Raw genomic sequence first — 22,564 nt, forward strand, 5'->3', positions numbered from 1 at the left:
ACGAAGGTGCGCTACACCGGGGCCTCCCTCGGCTACCAGGGCGCCACACTCATCGGCGCCGGCTTCTCCCCCATGATCGCCGGAAGCCTCGTGGCGGCCAACGGGGGTTCCAGTACGCCGATCTCGTTGCTGGTGTGCGGGGGTGCGGCGATCACCGCTGTGACCGTGTGGTTCGTACGGGAGACGCACCGGGAGTCGCTGGGCGACGTGTCCCTCCGGGAGGGCGCCGCGAAGGAGGAGGTGGCCTCGTAGATCGGTGGGCTGAGCTCCGCTCGGGGTTGGGCGGGGGACTGCGGGTCGTCGCTCGGCCGCGGCGTGGGGCGGGGGCTGGTGGGTCGTCGCTCGGCCGCGGCCCGGTGGGGCTTCTCGCGCAGTTCCCCGCGCCCCCTTCGGGGCGCGGCCGCCGGCCGGCACCCCGATTCCGCACCCCGGACCACACCGGCCCCAGCCCCAGACCAGGCCCACGAGCAAGCGGCCCTCAGCGCCTGACCAGGCCGGCAATCGGGCGGCCCTCAGCGCCGACCAGGCCGGCAATCGGGCGGCCCCGGCGCCTGACCAGGCCCGCAATCAGGTGGCCCTCAGCGCCGACCAGGCCGGCAATCGGGCGGCCCCAGCCCCAGACCAGGCCCACGAGCAAGGGGCCCTCAGCGCCTGACCAGGTCGGCAATCGGGCGGCCCCGGCCCCTGCTCAGGCCCGCAAGCATGCGGCCCTCAGCGCCAGACCAGGCCCGCAAGTAAGCGGCCCTGCGCCCCAGACCAGGCCGGCAATCAGGCGGCCCCCCAGTCCGTGGCCAGGCGAAAGACCGAGATGCACTGCCTCCCGGTCGGGCTCGCGACCATGCCGGCCAGCACCTGCTCAGGCCCACAATCAGGCGGCCCCAGCCCCTGATCAAGCTCGCAATCAAGCGGCCCCCGGCCCCTGACCAGGGCCGAACGGGCGCCGTACGCTTACCGCTGTGGAGGACGAGATCCTGGACCGCTTGGGAATGGTGGACGGTGAGGGCGTCGACGTGCCGCAGTTGCGGCCGCAGTCGTTGGTGCTCTCCTTCTTCGGGAATCACGTGCTGGACCTGGGGGAAGGCGACCTCGGGGTGTACTCGGGGAGCATCATCGATGTGCTCGGGCGGGTCGGCACGGGTGAGCAGGCCGTGCGGTCGACGCTGACGCGGATGGTGAACCGGGGGCTGCTGCGGCGCCAGCGGGAGGGCCGGAGGATGTTCTTCGGGCTCACTCCGCACGCGGCGGACATCCTGCGGGACGGCGGACAGCGCATCTGGCGCGACGGCGCGGTGAACGAGGACTGGGACGGCACCTGGACCCTCCTCGGCTTCTCCCTCCCCGAGTCCTGGCAGCGCCAGCGGCACGATCTGCGCTCCCGGCTCACCTGGTCCGGATTCGGCGCCCTCTACAGCGGGCTGTGGATCGCGCCGGGGCGCGTGGATGTGCGGGAGATCGTCTCCGAGCTGGGGCTCGACGCGCATGTGAAGGTGTTCCACGCGCAGGCCGACGAGTTCACCGACATCGGGCTGATGATCCGCGAGAGCTGGGACCTGGAGGCCCTGGCCGCGCGCTACGTCGCCTTCGACAAGCGGTGGACCACCGCCGACCTCGCCGCCACCGACCCGATCGCCACCCGACTGCGACTCGTCGCCGAGTGGCTGCGCATCATCCGTACCGACCCGCGCCTGCCCGTGCAGCATCTGCCGGCCGAGTGGCCCGCGCGGCAGGCCCAGGACACGTTCCGGCGCATCGCCGAACAGACGGCGGGCCCGGCCGGACGGATGGCGGCGGAGGTTCTGGAAACGACCCCGCTGCGGCCCGCTTCACCCGAACGGCCGTAGTAAAAACGGAGTTTCGTATTCCATCTCGCCGCTACTCCCGGGGTGCTACCGGGGTGCTTCTGATGCGGGAGTGGCTGATATTGTTCTTTGGCTTTCCTTTGTGAGAGATATATTCTCAGTTCGCTTTTTGTTGCCTCCCGTGTGCTGTCCGGGGAAGCGGGAGTTGGGGCTGTGGCCAGGGGGGATCTGGGCCAGTGGGTATCTGTTGAGCTGCCCGGCGCGTTAGACGGGGTTGGTGACGCGCGCCGCATAGGCTTTCCGCCGTCCGGCCGGGGTTTCATCGCGATGCGCTTCCGTGCGTATCTCCTTGCGGCTTTCCCGGTCGGTCGATTTCCGCTGCGCCAACTCATTCATTTCTTGATGGTCGACCACGTATCGCGTATATAGCCGTGCCCGCGTGCATCCCCTGACCTGACCGCCAGGGGGCGCGGGTGCGATGCCGCCCGCGCTCGGGCGGTCTCCAGGGGGAAACACATATGAAGATCGCATTCTTGATCAACAACGCCTTCGGCATCGGCGGCACCATCCGCTCGACGGCCAACCTGTCCGCGGCGTTCGCCGACCGGCACGACGTCGAGGTCGTCAGCGTCCACCGCTCCCGCGACGAACCGGCCCTCCCGTTCGACCCGCGCGTCCGCCTGACCTCGCTGATCGACCTGCGGGAAGGGAGCCCCGGCTTCGAGGGCGACCACCCGCTCACCAAGCTGCCCGGCACGATGTTCCCCTACACCGGGGCCACCGGGAACCTGCCCTACACCGCCCTGCAGGACGAACGCATCGGCGGCTTTCTCGCCCGTACCGAGGCCGATGTCGTCATCGCCACCCGCCCGGACCTCAACGGTTACCTCGCCCGCGACGGCCGCCGCCGCTTTCTGCGCGTGGGCCAGGAGCACCTGAGCCTCGACCAGTACCGGGAACCGCTGCGCACCGACCAGAACAAGGCCATCGCCGGACTCGACGCCTACGTCACCGTCTCCGAGGCCGACGCCGCCCAATACCGCGCCGTCCTGCCCGACGTCAGCACGACCATCGTGTGCGTCCCCAACGGCGTCCAGGCCCCCGCCGTCGAACGGTCCACCCTGGACTCCCAGGTCATCGTCGCCGCCGGCCGGCTCATCCCCATCAAGCGGTACGACCGGCTGGTGAACGCCTTCGCCAAGGTCGCCGCCGAACACCCCGGCTGGACCCTGCGGATCTACGGACGCGGCCCGCAGAAGGAGAACCTGCGGGAGCAGATCGACCGGCTCGGGCTGCACGACCGCGTGTTCCTCATGGGAGCGGTCTCCCCCATCGAGACGGAGTGGGCCAAGGGCGCCGTCGCCGCCGTCTCCTCCGACATGGAGTCCTTCGGCATGACCATCGTCGAGGCCATGCACTGCGGGGTCCCGGTCGTCGCCACCGACTGCCCGCACGGGCCCGGCGAGATCATCACCGACGGCGAGGACGGCATCCTCGTCCCGCTCGACGGAGACGTCGACGCCTACGCCGACGCGCTGAAACGAGTCGTCACCGACGAGGCCCTGCGCGAGCGGCTCGGCAAGGGGGCGCTCACGAAGGCCGACACGTACGCGCCGTCCGTCATCGCCCGCCGCTACGAGACCCTCTTCGAGGAGCTGTCCAAGTCCCGGCGCCGCAGGTGGGACGGCGCGGCCCGGCTGAGACAGCTCGCCGCCCGTACCGTCCGCCCGCGCCCCGCGAAGGAAGCTCCCGCAGTCAAGGCCGAGGGGAGCGCTCCCACACCCATTCCCATCGCGCACGCCCGTGCGACCGTCGACGGCGGTGTCACCGTCCTGCTCGACCCGGCCGAGCTGCCCACCGGGCCCCTCGACTTCATCGCCCGGCTGCGCCGCGACCCCGGCAAGCGCCAGATCCGCGTAGCGGTCCTGCCGAGCGCCGACGCGCCGGACACCGTGGTGCAGGCGACCCTCCACCGGGCCGAGCACACCCTCGCCGAGGGCCGCTGGGACTGCTATGTCGCGCCGCGCGGCACGAACAAGCGGGTGCGGCTGACCGCGCGGCTGGTCGAGCAGGCCGCGCTGGTCGGGCGGGCGCCGAGTGTCGATCAGCGGGGGGTGGGGGCGTGGATCCCGTACACGACCGCCGACGGGTTCCTCGCGGTACGGACGTGGCTGCGGCCCGCGCACGCCGAGATCGACACGGTCGAGGTGGGGGAGGGGTCGGTGACCGTCACCGCGACGGTTCACGGTGCCGCCGCCGCTGCCCCTCTGGGGGAGGATGCCGTCGTTCGCGTGGTGTCCCGGACCGATACCGCGTACGACTTCTCCGTGGCGGCGTGGGCTGTGGGGGAGCGGGGGTTCCGGTTCACCGTTCCGTACGGCGAGATCATGGCTCGGCGGAGTGTCGAGCACGATCTGTGGGATCTGCGGCTGGAGGACGTTCCGGTGGGGCGGATCGGTGGGGATGTGGTGGAGCGGCGGAAGACGGATCTGGTGCCCGGGCAGGTGTTCGACCACTGTGAGCGGGGGCGGACCCGGGTGAAGCCGTACCTCACTGTGAACAACGAGCTGGCGCTCAGCGCGAAGGATGTGGAAGAGGCCGACTGAAAGGCCCGGTTTCGCCGTGGGAGCGTGGGAGCGGGGGAGCGGGGGAGCGTAGGGGCTGCGGGTCCGTCGTGGTTGATCGCGCAGTTCCCCGCGCCCCTGAAAAGCAGGGGCTGCGCCCCGTGCTTTTCGGCCCTCAGGGCCGTGTCCTCAGGGCCGTGTCCTCAGAGGCGCGGGGAACTGCGGCGACCAGCCCCCACTCACCCGCACGCCTCCCACAAGGGCACCCCCACTAACTCTTCCGGTGCCCAATCAGCCGCGGCTTCTGGTTGAGGCCGTCCAAGCCGTGCCACGCCAGGTTGACCAGATGGGCGGCCACCTCGGCCTTCTTCGGGCGGCGGACGTCCAGCCACCACTGGCCCGTCAGGGCGACCATGCCGACGAGGGCCTGGGCGTACAGAGGGGCGAGCTTCGGGTCGAAGCCGCGGTTCTTGAACTCGCGGCCGAGGATGTCCTGCACCTGGGTGGCGATGTCGGAGATCAGCGAGGCGAAGGAACCCGTGGACTGGGGGATGGGGGAGTCCCGGACCAGGATGCGGAAGCCGTCCGTGTACTCCTCGATGTAGTCGAGGAGGGCGAAGGTGGCCTGTTCGCAGAGTTCGCGGGGGTGACCGGCCGTGAGGGAGCTGGTCACCATGTCCAGCAGGCGGCGCATCTCGCGGTCCACGACGACGGCGTAGAGGCCCTCCTTGCCGCCGAAGTGCTCGTACACCACCGGCTTGGAGACCCCCGCCTTGGCGGCGATCTCCTCCACCGAAGTGCCCTCGAAGCCCTTCGCGGCGAAGAGGGTGCGACCGATTTCCAGCAGTTGCTGACGACGCTCGGCGCCCGTCATCCGGGTGCGGCGCGTACGCCGCGGCTTCTCGTTGCTCGGGGTACTGCTGGAGTCGGTCGCCACGGCGTCAATCATGCCGCCTCGGTGGGCGCCTTCCGGTGCCGGGAGCCGTCCTCACCCGTGTTGCGCCTGGAATCGATACGCGAGCGTGACGGCCAGCGGACGTCGTACGCCCAGCCGAACACTTCGAACCAGCGGATGAGCCGGGCGGAGGAGTCCAGCTGGCCGCGCTCCACGCCGTGCCGGGCGGAGGTGGGGTCGGCGTGGTGGAGGTTGTGCCACGACTCGCCGCAGGAGAGGACCGCCAGCCACCACACGTTGCCCGAGCGGTCGCGGGACTTGAAGGGGCGCTTGCCGACCGCGTGACAGATCGAGTTGATCGACCAGGTCACGTGGTGCAGCAGCGCCACCCGGACGAGCGAGCCCCAGAAGAACGCCGTGAACGCGCCCCACCAGGACATCGTCACCAGACCGCCGATCAGGGGCGGCAGGGCGAGGGAGAGTGCCGTCCAGTAGATGAACTGACGGGAGATCGCCCGGAGCGCCGGGTCCTTGATCAGGTCGGGTGCGTACTTCTCCTGCGAGGTCTGCTCCTCGTCGAACATCCAGCCGATGTGGGCCCACCACAGGCCCTTCATCAGCGCGGGAAGCGTCTCGCCGAAGCGCCACGGCGAGTGGGGGTCGCCCTCGGCGTCGGAGAACTTGTGGTGCTTGCGGTGGTCGGCCACCCAGCGGACCAGCGGGCCCTCGACGGCCATCGAGCCGGCGATCGCCAGCGCGATCTTCAGCGGGCGCTTGGCCTTGAACGAACCGTGCGTGAAGTGCCGGTGGAAGCCGATCGTGATGCCGTGGCAGCCCAGGTAGTAGAAGAACACCAGCAGGCCGAGATCCAGCCAGCTCACGCCCCAGCCCCAGGCCAGCGGCACCGCCGCGAGGAGCGCGAGGAACGGGACGGTGATGAAGAGGAGCAGCGTGATCTGCTCGATCGAACGCTTCTGCTCGCTGCCCAGCGTGGCGGACAAAGTGGGGGAGTCGGCCCCCGCGGAGCCTGGGGAACCGTTCGCATTCGGGGCGTCTTCAATCACATCGGACCTTGTGCTCATGGGGCGTCCCCTGGGGGGTCGAGGGTGGAGAGAGGGGGAAGGGCCTGCGGTCAACAGCGTGCGGGGGTTACCTGTCGGCTTTCCCTACGGTTCCGTAACCTACGGCATCGTAAGTATGGCAGCGCGGTGCCGGGCGGCAAGAGCCCGCCGGCCTGCGCGTCCAGGTGTAACGGGCGGGCTCGGTGGACAGGTGGCACTCAGTGCCGCAACAGTGGCACCTGTCGCCGGGGGCGCCCAGGTGGCCACCTATCCTGGACTCGGTCGGACAGCGCGGTCCGCTCTGAATCCCGCCCGGATGCCAGGGCCCGCACAGCGGCCCAGACCGCCGGGCAGCCACCCGGGTTCCCCTCCGGACGAGCTTCAACACTGCAAGGAGCCGCACCTGTGAGCAGTGCCGACGACCAGACCACGACGGTCAGCAGCGAGCTGCGCGCCGACATCCGGCGCCTGGGCGATCTGCTGGGCGAGACCCTCGTACGACAGGAGGGCCCCGAACTCCTGGAGCTGGTCGAGCGCGTCCGCCGCCTGACCCGCGAGGACGGCGAAGCCGCCGCCGACCTGTTGCGCGGCACCGAACTGGAGACCGCCGCCAAGCTCGTCCGCGCCTTCTCCACCTACTTCCACCTGGCCAACGTCACCGAGCAGGTGCACCGCGGCCGCGAGCTGAGGGCACGCCGTGCCGCCGAGGGCGGACTTCTCGCCCGTACGGCCGATCGCCTGAAGGACGCCGACCCCGAACACCTGCGTGAGACGGTCGGGAACCTCAACGTCCGCCCCGTCTTCACCGCCCACCCCACCGAGGCCGCGCGCCGGTCGGTACTCAACAAGCTCCGGCGCATCGCCGCGCTTCTGGAAACCCCCGTCATCGAGTCCGACCGCCGCCGCTACGACACCCGACTGGCCGAGAACATCGACCTCGTCTGGCAGACGGACGAACTCCGCGTCGTGCGTCCCGAGCCCGCCGACGAGGCCCGTAACGCCATCTACTACCTGGACGAGCTGCACGCGGGCGCGGTCGGCGACGTCCTGGAGGACCTGACGGCCGAGCTGGAGCGGGTCGGCGTGACGATCCCCGACGCCACGCGCCCCCTCACCTTCGGCACCTGGATCGGCGGCGACCGCGACGGCAACCCCAACGTCACCCCCCAGGTGACCTGGGACGTCCTCATCCTCCAGCACGAGCACGGCATCAACGACGCCCTCGAACTCATCGACGAGCTGCGCGGCTTCCTCTCCAACTCCATCCGCTACACCGGTGCCACGGAAGAGCTGCTCACCTCGCTCCAGGCCGACCTCGAAGCCCTGCCCGAGATCAGCCCCCGGTACAAGCGCCTCAACGCGGAGGAGCCCTACCGCCTCAAGGCCACCTGCATCCGGCAGAAGCTGGAGAACACCAAGCAGCGCCTGGCCAAGGGCATCCCGCACGAGGACGGCCGCGACTACCTCGGCACCGCCGAGCTGCTGCACGACATGACGTTGATCCAGACCTCACTGCGTGAGCACCGCGGCGGCCTCTTCGCCGACGGCCGGATGAACCGCACGATCCGTACGCTCTCCGCCTTCGGCCTCCAGCTCGCCACGATGGACGTCCGCGAGCACGCCGACGCCCACCACCACGCCCTCGGCCAGCTCTTCGACCGTCTCGGTGAGGAGTCCTGGCGCTACGAGGACATGCCCCGCGAGTACCGCCACAAGCTTCTCGCCCGCGAGCTGCGCTCCCGGCGCCCGCTGGCCCCGACGCCCGCGCCGCTGGACGCCGCCGGCGCCAAGACCCTCGGCGTGTTCGAGACCGTGAAGAAGGCACTGGCCGTCTTCGGACCCGAGGTCATCGAGTCGTACATCATTTCGATGTGCCAGGGTGCCGACGACGTCTTCGCCGCCACGGTCCTGGCACGCGAGGCAGGGCTCATCGATCTGCACGCCGGCTGGGCCAGGATCGGCATCGTCCCGCTGCTGGAGACGACCGACGAGCTCAAGGCCGCCGACACCATCCTCGAAGAGATGCTCGCCGACCCCTCCTACCGGCGGCTCGTCGCCCTGCGCGGTGACGTGCAGGAGGTCATGCTCGGCTACTCCGACTCGTCCAAGTTCGGCGGCATCACGACCTCGCAGTGGGAGATCCACCGGGCGCAGCGCCGCCTGCGTGACGTCGCCCACCGGTACGGCGTACGGCTGCGGCTCTTCCACGGCCGCGGCGGCACCGTCGGCCGCGGCGGCGGCCCCTCGCACGACGCGATCCTCGCGCAGCCCTGGGGCACGCTGGAGGGCGAGATCAAGGTGACCGAGCAGGGCGAGGTCATCTCCGACAAGTACCTCGTCCCGTCCCTGGCCAGGGAGAACCTGGAACTGACGGTCGCCGCCACCCTCCAGGCCTCCGCCCTGCACACCGCCCCCCGCCAGTCCGTCGAGGCACTGGCCCGCTGGGACGCGGCCATGGACCTGGTCAGCGACGCGGCGGAGTCCGCCTACCGTCGGCTCGTCGAGGACCCGGACCTCCCCGCGTACTTCTTCGCCTCCACGCCCGTGGACCAGCTCGCCGACCTGCACCTCGGGTCGCGGCCCTCGCGTCGCCCGGACTCCGGCGCCGGACTCGACGGTCTGCGCGCCATCCCGTGGGTCTTCGGCTGGACCCAGTCACGGCAGATCGTGCCCGGCTGGTTCGGCGTCGGCTCCGGCCTGAAGGCGCTGCGCGAGGCGGGCCTGGACACCGTGCTCGACGAGATGCACGCGGAGTGGCACTTCTTCCGCAACTTCCTCTCCAACGTCGAGATGACGCTCGCCAAGACCGACCTGCGCATCGCGGGGCACTACGTCGACACCCTCGTCCCCGACGAGCTGAGGCACGTCTTCGCCACCATCCAGGCCGAACACGAGCTGACCGTCCGCGAGGTCCTGCGCATCACCGGCGAGGACAAGCTGCTCGACGCCGACCCCGTCCTCCAGCAGACCTTCTCCATCCGCGACGCCTACCTCGACCCCATCTCCTACCTCCAGGTCGCCCTCCTCAAGCGCCAGCGCGACACCGCCGCCGCGGGCGACGCCCCCGACCCGCTCCTCGCCCGAGCCCTGCTCCTCACGGTGAACGGCGTGGCGGCGGGGCTGCGCAACACCGGCTGACACCTCGCGACAGGCAGTGCCCCCATGGTCGTACGGCCATGGGGGCACTGTGGTGTCGTAGGGGGCTGGAGATGTGTTGCCGGGCGCTCAGAGCGCCACCCACGCCGCCGTGATCAGCGCGATCCCCGCGCCGCCCAGCATCCAGGCCGACCGGACCATCCGCAGGCCCCCGGCCACGACCACCGAGGCGAGCAGCAGGGCGCCGCCGAGGGGCACCCAGGCGTGCAACAGGCCCGCCGGGCCCGTCCGTACGACATCACTGCTGCCCGGCTTCACGACGACGGTGTACGTCTCACCCGTCTCCACCGCCACGGACCGCTCGACGTCGACCCGCTCGCGGGCCCGCGACCCGGTCGACACCGGCTCGTACGGCCCCCAGCAGGTCTCGCCGTCGCACCGGGACACCGTCATCGTCCCCTGCTCGCGCCCCTTGCTGAGCATCACGTGCTGGGCGCAGCCCCAGGAGCCCCACACCCCGGCGATCAGGATCACCACCACGACCGCGCCCATCGCCGCGAGTCGCCCGTACCGCAGCGCGGCCGACGCACCACCGCCGGCCGGGCGCGGACGGCGCCGCGAGCGGGGAGCGGGAGCTTTGGTGGCAGGCATGGCGGGGATCATTGGCCATGGCACTGCGGTCGGTCAACTCCCGCAGGCCGGCACGGGGGTCGAGCAAATCGTGACTTATGTGTATCGGGTCAGGAGTTGTACGTCCCCTGCGCCCGCTCCAGTCCCTCGATCACCAGGCACTCCACCGCATCCGCAGCCCGGTCCACGAAGTAGTCCAACTCCTTGCGTTCTGCGGAGGAGAAGTCCTTCAGCACGAAGTCCGCGACCTGCATACGGCCCGGCGGACGACCGATCCCGAACCGCACGCGGTGGTAGTCCGAGCCCATCGCCTTCGTCATCGACTTCAGCCCGTTGTGACCGTTGTCACCACCGCCGAACTTCAGCCGCAACGTGCCGTAGTCGATGTCCAACTCGTCATGGATCGCGACGATGTTCGCCACCGGCACCTTGTAGAAGTCACGCAGAGCGGTCACCGGCCCGCCCGAGAGATTCATGTACGACATCGGCTTGGCGAGGATCACCCGACGGTTCGCCGGCCCCGGAGGCCCGATCCGCCCCTCGATGACCTGCGCCTGAGCCTTCCCGGCCCGCTTGAACCTCCCCCCGATCCGCTCGGCCAGCAGATCGGCCACCATGAACCCCACGTTGTGCCGGTTCGCCGCATACTCGGGCCCGGGATTACCGAGGCAGGCGATGAGCCAGGGCGCACTCGGATCGGTCGTCACGTCCATAACTCCTTGATACGCGCCAGCCGCTGCCCCCTGAAGGGAACAGCGGCTGGCGAACCGATGACAGAGCCGAGGATCAGGCCTCGGCGGCGGCGTCGCCCTCGGCGGCGTCCTCCGACGGCTCCTCCGCCTGGGCGGCCAGGACCTGGAGGACGACGGCGTCCTCGTCGGTCGCCAGCGTGGTGCCCTTCGGCAGGGGGATGTCCTTGGCGAGGATGGAGGCGCCGGCCTCCAGGCCCTCGATGGAGACGGTGACCGACTCGGGGATGTGGGTGGCCTCGGCCTCGACGTTCAGCGTGCTCAGCACGTGCTCGAGCAGGTAGGCACCCGGGGCCAGGTCGCCCTCGGTGTGGACGTAGACCTCGACGTTGACCTTCTCGCCACGCTTCACGAGGAGGAGGTCGACGTGGTCCAGGAAGCCCTTGATCGCGTCGCGCTGCACGGCCTTCGGGATCGCCAGCTGGGTCTTGCCCTCGATGTCCAGGCTGAGCAGGACGTTCGGGGTACGCAGGGCGAGCGTGAGCTCGTGGCCCGGCAGCGTGATGTGCACCGGGTCGGCACCGTGGCCGTAGACCACGGCGGGAACCTTGCTGGCACGGCGGATACGGCGGGCGGCGCCCTTGCCGAACTCGGTACGGGTCTCGGCTGCGAGCTTGACCTCGGCCATGTTCACTCCTCGTAGAACTGGGGAAAGGTGGTCACCCGGCCAAACGATCGGCCTGCTACGAAGAGCGCGTCGATAACGGATCGCCGTACCACCGTCGTGAAACGGGTACGGCCTCCCTCGCCGAGCAACTGGAGCAGTCTACTCGGAGAGGAAGGCCGTACCCAAAACGATCTAGAAAGAGCTCTAGTGCTCGTCGAAGAGGCTCGTCACCGAACCGTCCTCGAACACCTCACGCACCGCGCTCGCGATCGTCGGCGCGATCGACAGCACCGTGATCTTGTCCAGCTCCAGCTCGCCCGGCGTCGGCAGCGAGTCCGTGAACACGAACTCGCTCACCTTCGAGTTCTTCAGCCGGTCCGCCGCCGGACCCGACAGCACACCGTGCGTCGCCGTCACGATGACGTCCTCCGCACCGTGCGCGAACAGCGCGTCCGCGGCGGCGCAGATGGTCCCACCGGTGTCGATCATGTCGTCCACCAGGACACACACCCGGCCCTTGACCTCACCCACGACCTCGTGGACGGTCACCTGGTTCGCCACGTCCTTGTCACGCCGCTTGTGCACGATCGCCAGCGGCGCGCCGAGACGGTCGCACCAACGGTCCGCCACCCGCACCCGGCCCGCGTCCGGCGAGACCACCGTGAGCTTGTTCCGGTCCACCTTCGCGCCCACGTAGTCCGCGAGCAGCGGCAGCGCGAACAGATGATCCACCGGACCGTCGAAGAAGCCCTGGATCTGGTCCGTGTGCAGATCCACGGTCAGGATGCGGTCGGCGCCGGCCGTCTTCATCAGATCCGCGATCAGGCGCGCCGAGATCGGTTCACGCCCACGGTGCTTCTTGTCCTGCCGCGCGTAACCGTAGAACGGCACGATGACGGTGATCGAGCGGGCCGACGCCCGCTTCAACGCGTCGATCATGATCAACTGCTCCATGATCCACTGGTTGATCGGAGCCGTGTGGCTCTGGATCACGAAGCAGTCCGCACCACGCGCCGACTCCTCGTAGCGGACATAGATCTCACCGTTGGCGAAGTCGAAGGCCTTCGTCGGGACGACCCCGACACCCAACTGCTGGGCGACCGCCTGGGCAAGCTCGGGGTGGGCGCGGCCGGAGAAGAACATCAACTTCTTCTCGCCGGTCGTCTTGATCCCGGTCACAGCACTGTCTCCTCAGAGGTGTCTCAGCCGGGCACGCGGAAGCCGCTGGCTCAGCTGGGGTGCGGGTGTGCACTTATCACGGTACGACGTCCTTGGCGCACCTGTTTCCGGTCAGCCTTCGCCTGCGCCCTCCCGAGAAGCCGTCTCGGCCGCCTTCGCCGACGCGCTTCCGGGACGCTTACGAGCCACCCAACCCTCGATATTCCGCTGCTGGCCACGGGCCACGGCCAGCGAACCGGGCGGCACATCCTTCGTGATCACGGACCCGGCGGCGGTGTACGCCCCGTCCCCGACCGTGACAGGCGCCACAAACATGTTGTCGGAACCCGTCTTGCAGTGCGACCCGACGGTGGTGTGGTGCTTGCTCTCCCCGTCGTAGTTCACGAACACGCTCGCCGCGCCGATGTTCGTGTACTCACCGATGGTGGCGTCACCGACGTAGGAGAGATGCGGGACCTTCGTCCCCTCGCCGATGTTCGCGTTCTTCGTCTCGACGTACGTACCGATCTTGGACTTGAGACCGAGGCGGGTGCCCGGACGGAGGTACGCGTACGGCCCGACGGTCGCCTGCGGCCCTACTTCCGCGCCGTCCGCGACGGTGTTGTCGACACGCGCGTCCGCCCCGACCCTCGTGTCCTTCAGCCGCGAGTTCGGCCCGACCTCCGCGCCCTCGGCGAGGTGCGTGGCGCCGAGCAGCTGGGTGCCCGGGTGGATCAGGGCGTCCTGCTCGAACGTGACGGTGACGTCGACCCAGGTGGTGGCGGGGTCGATGACGGTGACCCCGGCGAGCATGGCGTGGGTGAGCAGCCGGTCGTTGAGGATGCGCCGGGCCTCGGAGAGCTGCACCCGGTTGTTGATCCCGGCGATCTCACGGTGGTCGCCGGCGACGGAGGCCCCGACGCGGTGCCCGGCCTCGCGCAGGATCCCGAGGACGTCGGTGAGGTACTCCTCGCCCTGGCTGTTGTCCGTACGGACCTTGCCGAGCGCGTCCGCGAGGAGCTGGCCGTCGAACGCGAACACCCCGGAGTTGATCTCACGGATCGCGCGCTGCGACTCGGTGGCGTCCTTGTGCTCCACGATGGCCGTCACCGCGCCGGAGACGCCGTCGCGGACGATCCTGCCGTAGCCGGTGGCGTCCGGGACCTCGGCGGTCAGCACGGTGACGGCGTTGCCGTCGGCGGAGTGGGTGGCGGCGAGAGCCTGGAGGGTCGCGCCGGTGAGCAGCGGGGTGTCGCCACAGACGACGATCACGGTCCCGTCGACAACGCCTCCGAGCTCCTCCAGCCCCATCCGCACCGCGTGCCCGGTGCCGTTCTGCTCCGCCTGGACCGCCGTACGTACGCCGGGGTCGACCTCGGCGAGGTGTGCGGTGACCCTCTCGCGGGCGTGCCCGACGACGACGACCAGGTTCTCCGGGTCCAACTCGCCTGCGGCGGCGAGGACGTGGCCGACCAGGGAGCGGCCACAGATGCTGTGCAGAACCTTCGGTGTGGCCGACTTCATACGGGTGCCCTCACCCGCTGCGAGTACGACGACGGCTGCCGGGCGGGTTGCGCTCACGGGGATGCCCTTCGGCTGTGGATGGGGTGGGGTTGACATCCGCAGGATACCGGGGCGTTGGGAGGGGGAAATGTGATCGGGTCCTGACCCGTTTGCTTGGGTGAGGACCCGAACTGAGCTTGGCTCCCCCGCCAGGACTCGAACCTGAAATACATCATCCAAAGTGACGTGTGTTGCCAATTACACCACGGGGGACTAAACCCGACTAACCAGACATCTGGTCATGCTGTCGAGTGGCTCCCAACACTATGCCGTACCAAGAGCCCTCGATGCGACGGTACAAGTCGGCACCCTTCAGGACTTTGATCACCAGGCAGCCTCGATATGAATCGCCGACGTTCTTGCGCACTGTCTTGGGGTTGTGTTTCTTGAGAGTCGTCTTGTTGAACGTGGGCCGGTCGGTGCCGACGAGTTCGGCCCAGTACCGCTCGGCACCTGCCACGTCCGCGTTCTCGTGGATCATCACGCTGTATCGCAGGCGCTCGCGGTCGACCCCCAGGAGGTCGAGCCAGGCGAGAAACACCTGGATCATGCCCGGGTCGCTGTTGACGAAGGCGACGTTCTCTCGGCGGTCGTACGGCTTGTCCTTGCTGCCCTCGGCCCAATAGAGGCCTACGCCCACCAGGAACAGTTCGCGGGGTGAGAGGTCGCCGATCGCCTGCTTGGCGGCTTCCTTGGTGTGCTGCCGATTCTCGTCGCGGATCGTCAGCTCGTGCTCCCACCGCTTGCGGGCCGCGAGCTTCGCTTGTTCCTGCGGCTCGCGCCGCTCCGGCTTCGGCAGATCCCGCACCCAGAGTGAGATCGAGCTCTTCGAGCAGCCCAGCTCTACCTGGATCTGGTCGTACGTCCAGCCCTGGAGGCGGAGCTCTCGGGCCCTTGCCCGGAGGTCGTCCTTGGCGTTGGGGCGCTTGGTCCACTCGGGAGGGGGTTCGCCCTCCAGGAGGCGGTTCAAGATGTCGTTGTTGTGGATGTGGAGCCGGTCGCGGATCTGGCGGCGGCTGAGGCCTGCTCGGCGCAGGGCCAGTGCCTGGTCGCGTAGGCCCTCGAAGTCGGTGTGTGTGGTGTGTGCGTGAGGCATGGGCATAGCGTCCGGGCGGAATTTGGTGTTCCGGAGTCGAACGGTGGGCGATTCAGCAGTTCGAGCGATAGTGGGTGGTTTCGCTTCTGTTCGAAGGTGCGGGGTGGTGTAGGCCAGTACGGGAAACTCGCCGGAAAAGCGGGGGCGCTCGAACGTAGGCTTGGGTCATGACCACGACGGGGGAAGACCGCACCGGGGCCGGGACGGGGGACAGGGCCGGGCCGTGGTGGTGGGAGCGGTGGCGGGGGGCGTTGCTCGACGGTGGGCTGGCGTTGGTGTCGGCCGTCGAGTGTGCGGTGGAGGGTGTCGACTTCGCCAAGGACGCCGCGCTGCCGGAGGCCGTGGGGGTCGTGTTCGGGGCGCTCGCCGGGTCCGTGTTGCTGGTGCGGCGGATGTGGCCCGTTGCCGTCGTGCTCGTCTTCATCGCCGTCGCGCCCGCTCAGATGGGGTATCTGATGGGCCTCGTCGGGCTGTACACGCTGGCGGCGTCGGAGGCGCCGCGGCGGATCATCGGGGCGTTGTCGGGGATGGCGTTCGCCGGTGTGTTCATCGTGTGGTTCGTGCAGGCGACGCAGAGCGAGATGCAGGGGGACGGGGCGGTCGGGGGCGGGGACGCGTTCGCGCCGTTCCTGGCGCTGACGATGGCGATCGGGCTGACCGCGCCGCCCGTGCTGCTGGGGCTGTATGTCGGGGCGCGGCGGCGGTTGATGGAGAGTCTGCGGGAGCGGGCGGATTCGCTGGAGCGCGAGTTGCAGTTGCTCGCGGAGCGGGCGGAGGAGCGGGCGGAGTGGGCTCGGGGGGAGGAGCGGACCCGGATCGCGAGGGAGATGCATGACGTCGTCGCGCATCGGGTCAGCCTGATGGTCGTGCATGCGGCTGCCCTGCAGGCGGTGGCTCGGAAGGATCCCGAGAAGGCCGTGAAGAACGCGGCGCTCGTGGGGGACATGGGGCGGCAGGCCTTGACCGAGTTGCGGGAGATGCTCGGGGTGTTGCGGTCGGCGGAGGGGTTCTCGTCGATGGCGCGGGCGGAGCCGGGACCGGCGCCGATGCCTTTGGCGGCGGTGGGGGCGGCTGCTGCGGCCGCCGCTTCGCGGGCCGAGGACGAGGCCGGTGAAGGGCCCTGTCTGGCTGAGCTGGAGGTGTTGGTGGGGCAGTCGGCGGCCGCGGGGATGGTCGTCGAGTTGTCGGTGGAGGGGGAGGTGCGGGTGTATGCGGCCGAGGTGGAGCAGACGGCGTACCGGGTGGTGCAGGAGGCGTTGACGAACGTCCACAAGCATGCGGCGGGTGCCAAGACGCATGTGCGGTTGGCGCATCGGGTGGCGGAGATCGCGATGCAGGTGGAGAACGGGGCGCCGCCGGAGCCGGGGGCGGCGGGGGCCGCGCGGTTGCCGAGCGGGGGGAACGGGTTGCTCGGGATGAAGGAGCGGGTGGCCGAACTGGGGGGCGTTTTCGTGTCCGGGCCCACTGATGCCGGGGGGTTCCGGGTGTCCGCGGTGATTCCGGCGGCGTAGGGGCGGGGCTGGACCTGTTGCGTGGGCACCGGCGGCTTCGGCCGGGCGGGGGTGGGTTTCGCTCACCGGCGCTCGCGGGGTGCCGCCGCGTCCACCCGTGCCGCCCGGCGGCACGATTGCCCGCAGTGAGGACGGCGAGGACGGCGAGGACGGCGAGGACGGCGAGGCGTTCGTAGCCTGTTCAGTTTGCTGTCAGGCGGGTGGGGTCGAGGCCTGCGAGCAGGGTTGTGAGAGCAGTGTCGATGGTGGGGCCGAGGTACCAGTCGCCGGTGTGGTCGAGGGCGTAGGTGCGGCCCTCGGCGTCGATGGCGATGAGGGTTCGCGTGGCGGTTTCTTGGCCGAGGGGGCAGACCTCGGTGTCGAGGGCCCGGCCGAGGTCACCGAGGGTGCGGGCCATGTGGAGGCCGTGCAGCGGGTCGAGGTGGAGGTCGGCGGGGGCGAGCTGACGGCCGGGGCCCTGGGCGGTGAGGTGGAGGCCGCCGAACTCGGCCCAGGCCTCGACCGCGGCCGGGAAGACCGCGTGGCGGTGCCCGGCGGGGGAGACGTGCTCGCGCAGGGCGTCGGCCCAGATCTCGGCCTGCTTTATGTCCCAGCGGCCCGGCTGCCACCCGGCTGCGCGCAGGGCGGCGTCGACGGGGACGGAGAAGCGCGTGGTGGAGGTGCGGTCGGTGTGCATCTGCCCTTTGTTCGTCGGGGGTTCGTCGGGTGTGCGTCGGTTGTTCGAACCGTGGTCGGGGGTTGGGTCTGAGATCGGCCAGGGATCCATCGGGTCGGGAAGCCGGCCGGGACATTGGCGTATCAGGCGGGCCGGCGTCCCTGGGGCGGTTTCCTGTTTTCTGCCTTTCCGACGCGATCTGCCCGGGGTGGGGTTCCCGTCAGTTCTCCTGTGCCGGGTCCACGATGCGGACGCCGAAGTGGGCGCTGAGGGCCGTGCAGGAGCGGCAGGGGGTGGCGAAGGCGCCGTGGAGGGGGTCGCCGTCCTCGCGGATGTGGCGGGTGGTGAGTTTGGCCTGCTTGAGGACCTTGCGGGCCTCGCCGTTGGACATGGGTCTGCGGGCGGCGCGCCTGCTGCGGGTGGCGTCGGCGCTGGTGATGTGGCGGGAGATGAGGATGGCCTCGGCGCAGCGGCCGGTGAAGCGGTCGCGCTGTGCGGTGGCGAGGGAGTCGAGGAACTCCTGGACCAGGGCGTGCAGGGGCGGGGCCTGGTCGCCGCGGGCGGCGGTGCCGGTGAGGGTCTCGCCGCGTACGGAGAGGGCGGCGGCCACGGTCGGCAGGATGCCGTCGCGGCGGTGGAGGAGGGCGGGAGTATGCGGCTGTTCCGCGGTGCTCCAGCCGATGCGAGGGTCGCCCGAAGGTCCCGCCTGTGTCGCACTCATGATCGTGATCCCCTCCCATTGCATCCCCCGCCAGCGGACACAGAGTGCCAAACGGCGTGCCCGGTGCGGAAGCTGGGGCAGTACGACACGCCCGGGCTTCGGCGTTCCGTGAGGGTGGTGTGACGGCTGGTCACGGAAGCGGAGGCCCGGTGACCGGTGTCGCCGTACCGCATAGGCTGTCGACAACCGCGATCCGTTCGGTCTTGCGATCGAGGGAGGACAGAGCAGGCCATAACGGGGCCTTTTCTGTTGTCGGAGAGCAGTACGACACAGCAACAACGCAGCCAGAACAGGTCACACAGAACGCCGCAGGGGGCTACCGCCATGACGACAGGTCGGCTCGGGCAGCAAGCCGCGCCGCCGAACGCGGCCTACGCCGGGCAGCTCGTGCAGTTTCCGGACCCGGTCCGGGCCGCGCGTCATCCGAGGGGTGTCCGTGTTGACGTGCACGGCTATCCGGACTTCTCGCCCTATGCGCGTGCCGCGGCGGACATCGCCGATCCTCCGGAGGGGTTCGGGGTGGACGAGCTGCGGTTGACGGACTACGTGTCCGCGAACGCGGCGCTGGCGGCGACGGGGCACGAGTTGTGGGACACGATCCCGCCGGTGGCGACCCCGCACGGCTGGACGTGGCATCACGCGCCGGGCGGTCGTCGGCTGGAGCTGGTGCCGGTCGAGGTGAAGGCGCTGCTGCGGCATCACGGTGGCATCGCGACGGCGCGTGTGGACCAGCACAAGCGGGGCACGCGGCCCTTGCAGGAGACCCGGCCGGCGCACTTCGGGTTGCCGAAGTCGTCGGCGGTGGCGGTGACCGAGACGCAGGTGCAGGGGGTCGAGGAGGACCTCGGGTACCGGCTGCCGGGCGCTTACCGGTCGTTCCTGAAGGCGGCGGGCGGCTGCGCTCCGGTGGGGGCGGCGCTCGACGCGGAGTTGGGGCTGCTGGTCGACCAGCCGTTCTTCACGGTGCGGGACGAGGCCGCGGTCAACGACCTCGTGTACGTCAACAAGTGCCTGCGGGACCATCTCACCAAGGACTACCTGGCCGTCGCGTTCGCGCAGGGCGGGGTGCTCGCGGTGAAGGTGAAGGGCGACCGGATCGGGTCGGTCTGGTTCTGCGCGTACGACGACGCCCGCGACGTCGATCCGTCGTGGTCGCCGGCCGAGCGGGTGGAGCGGTTGCTGCTCCCCGCCGGTGAGGACTTCGACGTGTTCCTGTCCCGGCTGGCGGGCAATCCGCCGGAATTGGAGACGGTGGCCAACCTGATGGTGGACGGTGGCTTCGCACGCGCCGTGCCGGTCGCCGCGGGCGCCGCGACGTCTTCGGTGGGGGAGTGAGTTTTCGATGGTGACGTTCGCTCAGGCGCAGGAGCGCGCCGAGGAGTGGATCAACGGGGATCTTCCGGCCTACCAGCACCGTGAGGTGCGGGTACGGGAGTTCGACCTCGGGTTCGTGGTGTGGGCCGAGGACCGGGCGGACGGTCCGCGTTCCGACGGTGGCGCGCAGCGCCTGGTCATCGCCCGGGACAGCGGGGAGGCCACGCTGTGGCCGTCGCTGCCGGTGGGTGAGGTGATCCGCCGGTTCGAGGAGGAGTACGGCCGTACGGACGCGGCTCCGGCCGCCGCGCCGGCGCCTCCGGCCCGGGTGGACCTGAACCAGACGTCGTTCCTGCTGACTCCGCCGGAGTGGTTGCAGGACGCGGCGGACAAGCTGGGAATTCCGGACCACCGCTCGGGTGCGGGTGCGGGTGCGGGCGCCGGGGCTGGGGCTGGGGCTGGGGCGTCCGACGGTGCCGGGGCCCGTCCGGCTGCCGCCGATACAGGTGGTTCCGGCTCCGTGGGCGGCAACGGGGTGTCCGGGGGCGGTGGCGGCGGTGGTTCGATGCCCGAGACGCTGCCGGGGCCGCCGGTGGGGCGGTCGCCCTCGGCCGGCCGTGGGGTGGCCGCCGCGCCGGCCGACGCCACGCCGTGGCCGGCCGCCGCGTCGGTGGACGACGAGGTGCGGGACGCGGTGCCGCCGAGGGATATCGAGCCGCATGACGCGGTGCCGGGCGTGCCCGCCGGGGCGACCCCGTGGGCCGGTACCGACACCAACGCCGATGCCGAGGACGACCGTTCGGTCCCGCTCCCGGAGACCGTGTTCGCGCCGCAGCTGTCCGAGGTGAGCGACGAGGACGACCGACCGGCGCACAGCGCGCTGCCGGACGCCAAGACCGCGCTGATCTCCGGCGGCAGCCAGCTTCCGCGGACGACGGTGGCGCCGGCCATGGGCGGCCCCCGCCCCGGCTCGGGCGCGCCGGGCGGCCCTTCGCAGCCGCAACACCAACCGCCTGCGGGTCCCGGGACTCCGCTGCCGGGCGCGCAGTCGTACGGGTACCCGCAGGGGCCCGCTGGTCCGCAGGGGCCGGGGACTCCGCCGCCGGGTGCGTCGTCGTACGGGTACCCGCAGGGACCCGGTGCCCCGCAGGGACCCGGTGCCCCGCAGGGACCCGGTGCCCCGCAAGGTCCGGGCACTCCGCCGCCCGGCGCGCCGACCTACGGTTATCCGCAGGGACCCGGTGGGCCGCAGGGTCCTGGTACGCCGCCGGGCCGTCCGCTGGCGCCCAACGCCGGTGACATCGCCGACGCCGCCACGAGCAAGGCGGCGCCGCCTCCGCGCCGGGGCGGCGGGCCCGGTGCGCCGCCGCCTCCGGCTCCGCCCGGCACCCCGGGGACACCGGGCGCCCGCCCGGGCGGCACGCCTCCGCCGCAGTCCGGGCCCGGCGCTCCGGGCACCCCGGCGGGCGGGTATGTGCCGACCCAGCTGGTCTCCTCCCTCGGCCCGAACGGGCCGGAGGGCTTCCCCGGCGCTCCGGGTCAGCCCGGTGGGCCCGGCGCCCCCGGTCAGCCGGGCGGTCCTGGTGCTCCTGGCGTGCCGAATCCGCCCGGGGGTACGCCCGCGGGCGGCATGCACCACGCGGCGACGATGCTGGCCGGGCCCGCGGTGGGAGGCCCGGGCGCACCGCAGCCGCCGGGGACTCCTGGGGCTCCGGGTCAGCCCGGTGCCCCCGGGGCTCACGGGGCTCATGGCCGGCCGGGTGGTCCCGGTGCGCCGAATCCGCCCGGCGGCACGCCCGCGGGCGGCGTACACCATGCGGCGACGATGCTGGCCGGGCCTGGCGTGGGCGGTCCTGGCGCGCCCGGGGCTCCGGGGCAGCCGGGGACGCCGCCGGGTGCCCCCGGTCCCGTGCACCACGCCGAGACGATGCTGGCCGGGCCGCCGCTCGGCGGTCCCGGTGCGCCCGGCGTGCCGCCCGGTGCCCCGCAGCCGCCCGGTCCGCCCGGGATGCCGCAGGGCGCTCCCCACGGGATGCCCGGACAGCCGGGGCAGCCCGGTCCGCCGATGGGTGCCCCGCCGGCGTACGGCTATCCGCAGCAGCCCGCCGGGCAGCCGACCGTCGGGCCCGGCTACCAGGCCGTCCTGCGGTTCCGGGCGCCGGACGGCTCCGAGCAGCAGGTGATCCGGCGTTCGGCGCCGGGTACTCCGCACCCGGAGTGGCAGATCTTCCACGAGCTGCGCGGCATGAACATCCCGCCGGAGGCCGTGCTGGAGCTGCATACGGAGCTGGAGTCGTGCGAGCTGCCGGGCGCGTACTGCGCGCGGATGATCCGTGAGCAGTGGCCGAACGCGCGCATCACGTCCATCGCGCCGTACGGCAAGGACCATGCGAGCCGGCAGCAGGGCATGGCCCAACTCATCGCGCACCAGGGCGAGTTGCACCAGGTCGCGGACGGCCCGGCACGGCTCGCGCCGGTGCGGGCGCCGTTGCCGCCGGTGCAGCCGACGCCGCCGATCCCGCCCGAGGTGATCGGGCAGGAGCTGGCGGCGGCGTTCGGGCCGGGGGTGTTCCGGTTCGACCAGCAGGCGGTGTCGCGGCAGGGGGTTCCGCCGATCGTGGCGCACACACTGGTCGTGGCCGGACTGCCCGTCGACATGGGCCCGTTCTTCTGGGCGCAGGCCCAGCCCGGCCGCCCGGTGCCGACGCTGGCGGAGCTGGCGCAGGAGCGGGGTGTGCAGCCGGCGGCCGACGCGGGCTCGTACCTGGTGATGGGCAGTGACTTCGGCAAGGCGCTGTGCGTGCAGTACGGCACGGCGAACATCGTGGCCGTGCCGGTGGAGGCGGGGCCGGGCGGTGCGCCCGTACCGCCGCAGTTCGTGAACACCGGTCTGCCGGAGTTCGCGCGCTGCCTCGCCCTCCTGGGCCGGATGTGGCGGCTGCGGTTCGGCCTCAACCAGGAGCAGGCGGGCCGCTGGACCGTCGACTTCCAGGCGCAGCTCGCCGCCCTCGACCCGGCGGCGCTCGCCTCGCCGGAGAGCTGGTGGTCGGTGCTGCTGGAGCAGATGTGGGACGGGTTGCTGTGATCCGTGGCGGCTGACGGCCGCCGCCCCACGCATGTCGCAAGGGCCCGGCCCGGTCTCGTA

General features: G+C 70.9%; 17 protein-coding genes, 1 tRNA gene and 1 pseudogene. 7 read left to right on the forward strand and 12 right to left on the reverse strand.

The genetic code is table 11. From position 1 onward, the window contains the following. Window positions 1-252: pseudogene (locus ACFU53_RS34630) on the forward strand (MFS transporter); the annotation flags it as partial. Between the two features lie 704 nt (window positions 253-956). Further along, entirely contained in the window at window positions 957-1,841 is an 885-nt protein-coding gene (locus ACFU53_RS34635; protein WP_384001580.1) for a PaaX family transcriptional regulator C-terminal domain-containing protein, read from the forward strand. 222 nt (window positions 1,842-2,063) lie between these two features. Here ACFU53_RS34635 and ACFU53_RS34640 read toward each other — a convergent pair whose 3' ends face one another. After that, window positions 2,064-2,213, reverse strand: a complete 150-nt coding sequence (locus ACFU53_RS34640; RefSeq protein ID WP_384001582.1) for a hypothetical protein — start codon at window positions 2,211-2,213, stop codon at window positions 2,064-2,066. Window positions 2,214-2,317: 104 nt separating this feature from the next. On the opposite strand from ACFU53_RS34640, the gene ACFU53_RS34645 reads away from it, so the two are divergent. Continuing rightward, a complete protein-coding gene (locus ACFU53_RS34645) occupies window positions 2,318-4,405 on the forward strand; it encodes a glycosyltransferase (RefSeq protein WP_384001585.1) in 2,088 nt (695 codons plus the stop codon). Between the two features lie 229 nt (window positions 4,406-4,634). On the opposite strand, the gene ACFU53_RS34650 is transcribed toward ACFU53_RS34645, so the two are convergent. Both ACFU53_RS34650 and ACFU53_RS34655 read right to left on the reverse strand, forming a co-directional pair. Further along, on the reverse strand, window positions 4,635-5,312 hold the full coding sequence (locus ACFU53_RS34650; RefSeq protein WP_384001587.1) for a TetR family transcriptional regulator: 678 nt from the start codon (window positions 5,310-5,312) through the stop codon (window positions 4,635-4,637). Beyond that, complete coding sequence (locus ACFU53_RS34655) at window positions 5,309-6,340, reverse strand: acyl-CoA desaturase (RefSeq protein WP_384001589.1); 1,032 nt, start codon at window positions 6,338-6,340, stop codon at window positions 5,309-5,311. Before ACFU53_RS34655 ends, ACFU53_RS34650 begins: the two co-directional genes overlap by 4 nt. A gap of 384 nt (window positions 6,341-6,724) precedes the next feature. Between ACFU53_RS34655 and ppc the strand changes: the two genes are divergently transcribed. Then, window positions 6,725-9,457, forward strand: a complete 2,733-nt coding sequence (ppc, locus tag ACFU53_RS34660; RefSeq protein WP_384001592.1) for a phosphoenolpyruvate carboxylase — start codon at window positions 6,725-6,727, stop codon at window positions 9,455-9,457. Between the two features lie 87 nt (window positions 9,458-9,544). On the opposite strand, the gene ACFU53_RS34665 is transcribed toward ppc, so the two are convergent. From ACFU53_RS34665 to ACFU53_RS34695, 7 genes are all read right to left on the reverse strand, one after another. Continuing rightward, on the reverse strand, window positions 9,545-10,078 hold the full coding sequence (locus ACFU53_RS34665) for a hypothetical protein (RefSeq protein ID WP_384001594.1): 534 nt from the start codon (window positions 10,076-10,078) through the stop codon (window positions 9,545-9,547). Between the two features lie 77 nt (window positions 10,079-10,155). Beyond that, a complete protein-coding gene (gene pth, locus ACFU53_RS34670; RefSeq protein ID WP_384001597.1) occupies window positions 10,156-10,758 on the reverse strand; it encodes an aminoacyl-tRNA hydrolase in 603 nt (200 codons plus the stop codon). A 73-nt stretch (window positions 10,759-10,831) separates the two neighbouring features. After that, window positions 10,832-11,422 (reverse strand): 50S ribosomal protein L25/general stress protein Ctc, encoded by a 591-nt coding sequence (locus tag ACFU53_RS34675; RefSeq protein WP_384001600.1) that lies wholly within the window; start codon window positions 11,420-11,422, stop codon window positions 10,832-10,834. A 183-nt stretch (window positions 11,423-11,605) separates the two neighbouring features. Then, a complete protein-coding gene (locus tag ACFU53_RS34680; protein ID WP_384001603.1) occupies window positions 11,606-12,580 on the reverse strand; it encodes a ribose-phosphate diphosphokinase in 975 nt (324 codons plus the stop codon). Between the two features lie 111 nt (window positions 12,581-12,691). Next, entirely contained in the window at window positions 12,692-14,140 is a 1,449-nt protein-coding gene (gene glmU / locus ACFU53_RS34685) for a bifunctional UDP-N-acetylglucosamine diphosphorylase/glucosamine-1-phosphate N-acetyltransferase GlmU (protein ID WP_384001606.1), read from the reverse strand. Between the two features lie 120 nt (window positions 14,141-14,260). Further along, window positions 14,261-14,335, reverse strand: a tRNA-Gln gene (locus tag ACFU53_RS34690). A gap of 10 nt (window positions 14,336-14,345) precedes the next feature. Continuing rightward, the gene (locus tag ACFU53_RS34695) at window positions 14,346-15,218 is read right to left on the reverse strand and encodes a helix-turn-helix domain-containing protein (RefSeq protein ID WP_384001608.1); all 873 of its coding nucleotides are present in this window, start codon (window positions 15,216-15,218) and stop codon (window positions 14,346-14,348) included. A 167-nt stretch (window positions 15,219-15,385) separates the two neighbouring features. Here ACFU53_RS34695 and ACFU53_RS34700 point away from each other — a divergent pair, with 167 nt between their 5' ends. Further along, window positions 15,386-16,729 carry a sensor histidine kinase gene (locus ACFU53_RS34700; RefSeq protein ID WP_384001611.1) on the forward strand — a complete coding sequence of 448 codons (1,344 nt, stop codon included), beginning with the start codon at window positions 15,386-15,388 and terminating at the stop codon, window positions 16,727-16,729. A 181-nt stretch (window positions 16,730-16,910) separates the two neighbouring features. Here ACFU53_RS34700 and ACFU53_RS34705 read toward each other — a convergent pair whose 3' ends face one another. Next, entirely contained in the window at window positions 16,911-17,405 is a 495-nt protein-coding gene (locus ACFU53_RS34705) for an SUKH-3 domain-containing protein (RefSeq protein ID WP_384001614.1), read from the reverse strand. A 199-nt stretch (window positions 17,406-17,604) separates the two neighbouring features. Next, a complete protein-coding gene (locus ACFU53_RS34710; protein ID WP_384001617.1) occupies window positions 17,605-18,105 on the reverse strand; it encodes a YwqJ-related putative deaminase in 501 nt (166 codons plus the stop codon). Window positions 18,106-18,429: 324 nt separating this feature from the next. Between ACFU53_RS34710 and ACFU53_RS34715 the strand changes: the two genes are divergently transcribed. Together ACFU53_RS34715 and ACFU53_RS34720 are read left to right on the forward strand one after the other, a co-directional pair. Continuing rightward, window positions 18,430-19,440, forward strand: a complete 1,011-nt coding sequence (locus ACFU53_RS34715; protein ID WP_384001620.1) for an SMI1/KNR4 family protein — start codon at window positions 18,430-18,432, stop codon at window positions 19,438-19,440. A gap of 7 nt (window positions 19,441-19,447) precedes the next feature. Beyond that, entirely contained in the window at window positions 19,448-22,504 is a 3,057-nt protein-coding gene (locus tag ACFU53_RS34720; RefSeq protein ID WP_384001623.1) for an SUKH-4 family immunity protein, read from the forward strand. Window positions 22,505-22,564 lie beyond the last annotated feature (60 nt).

The organism is Streptomyces sp. NPDC057474 (assembly GCF_042802555.1).
In the GTDB taxonomy this organism is placed as follows: domain Bacteria; phylum Actinomycetota; class Actinomycetes; order Streptomycetales; family Streptomycetaceae; genus Streptomyces.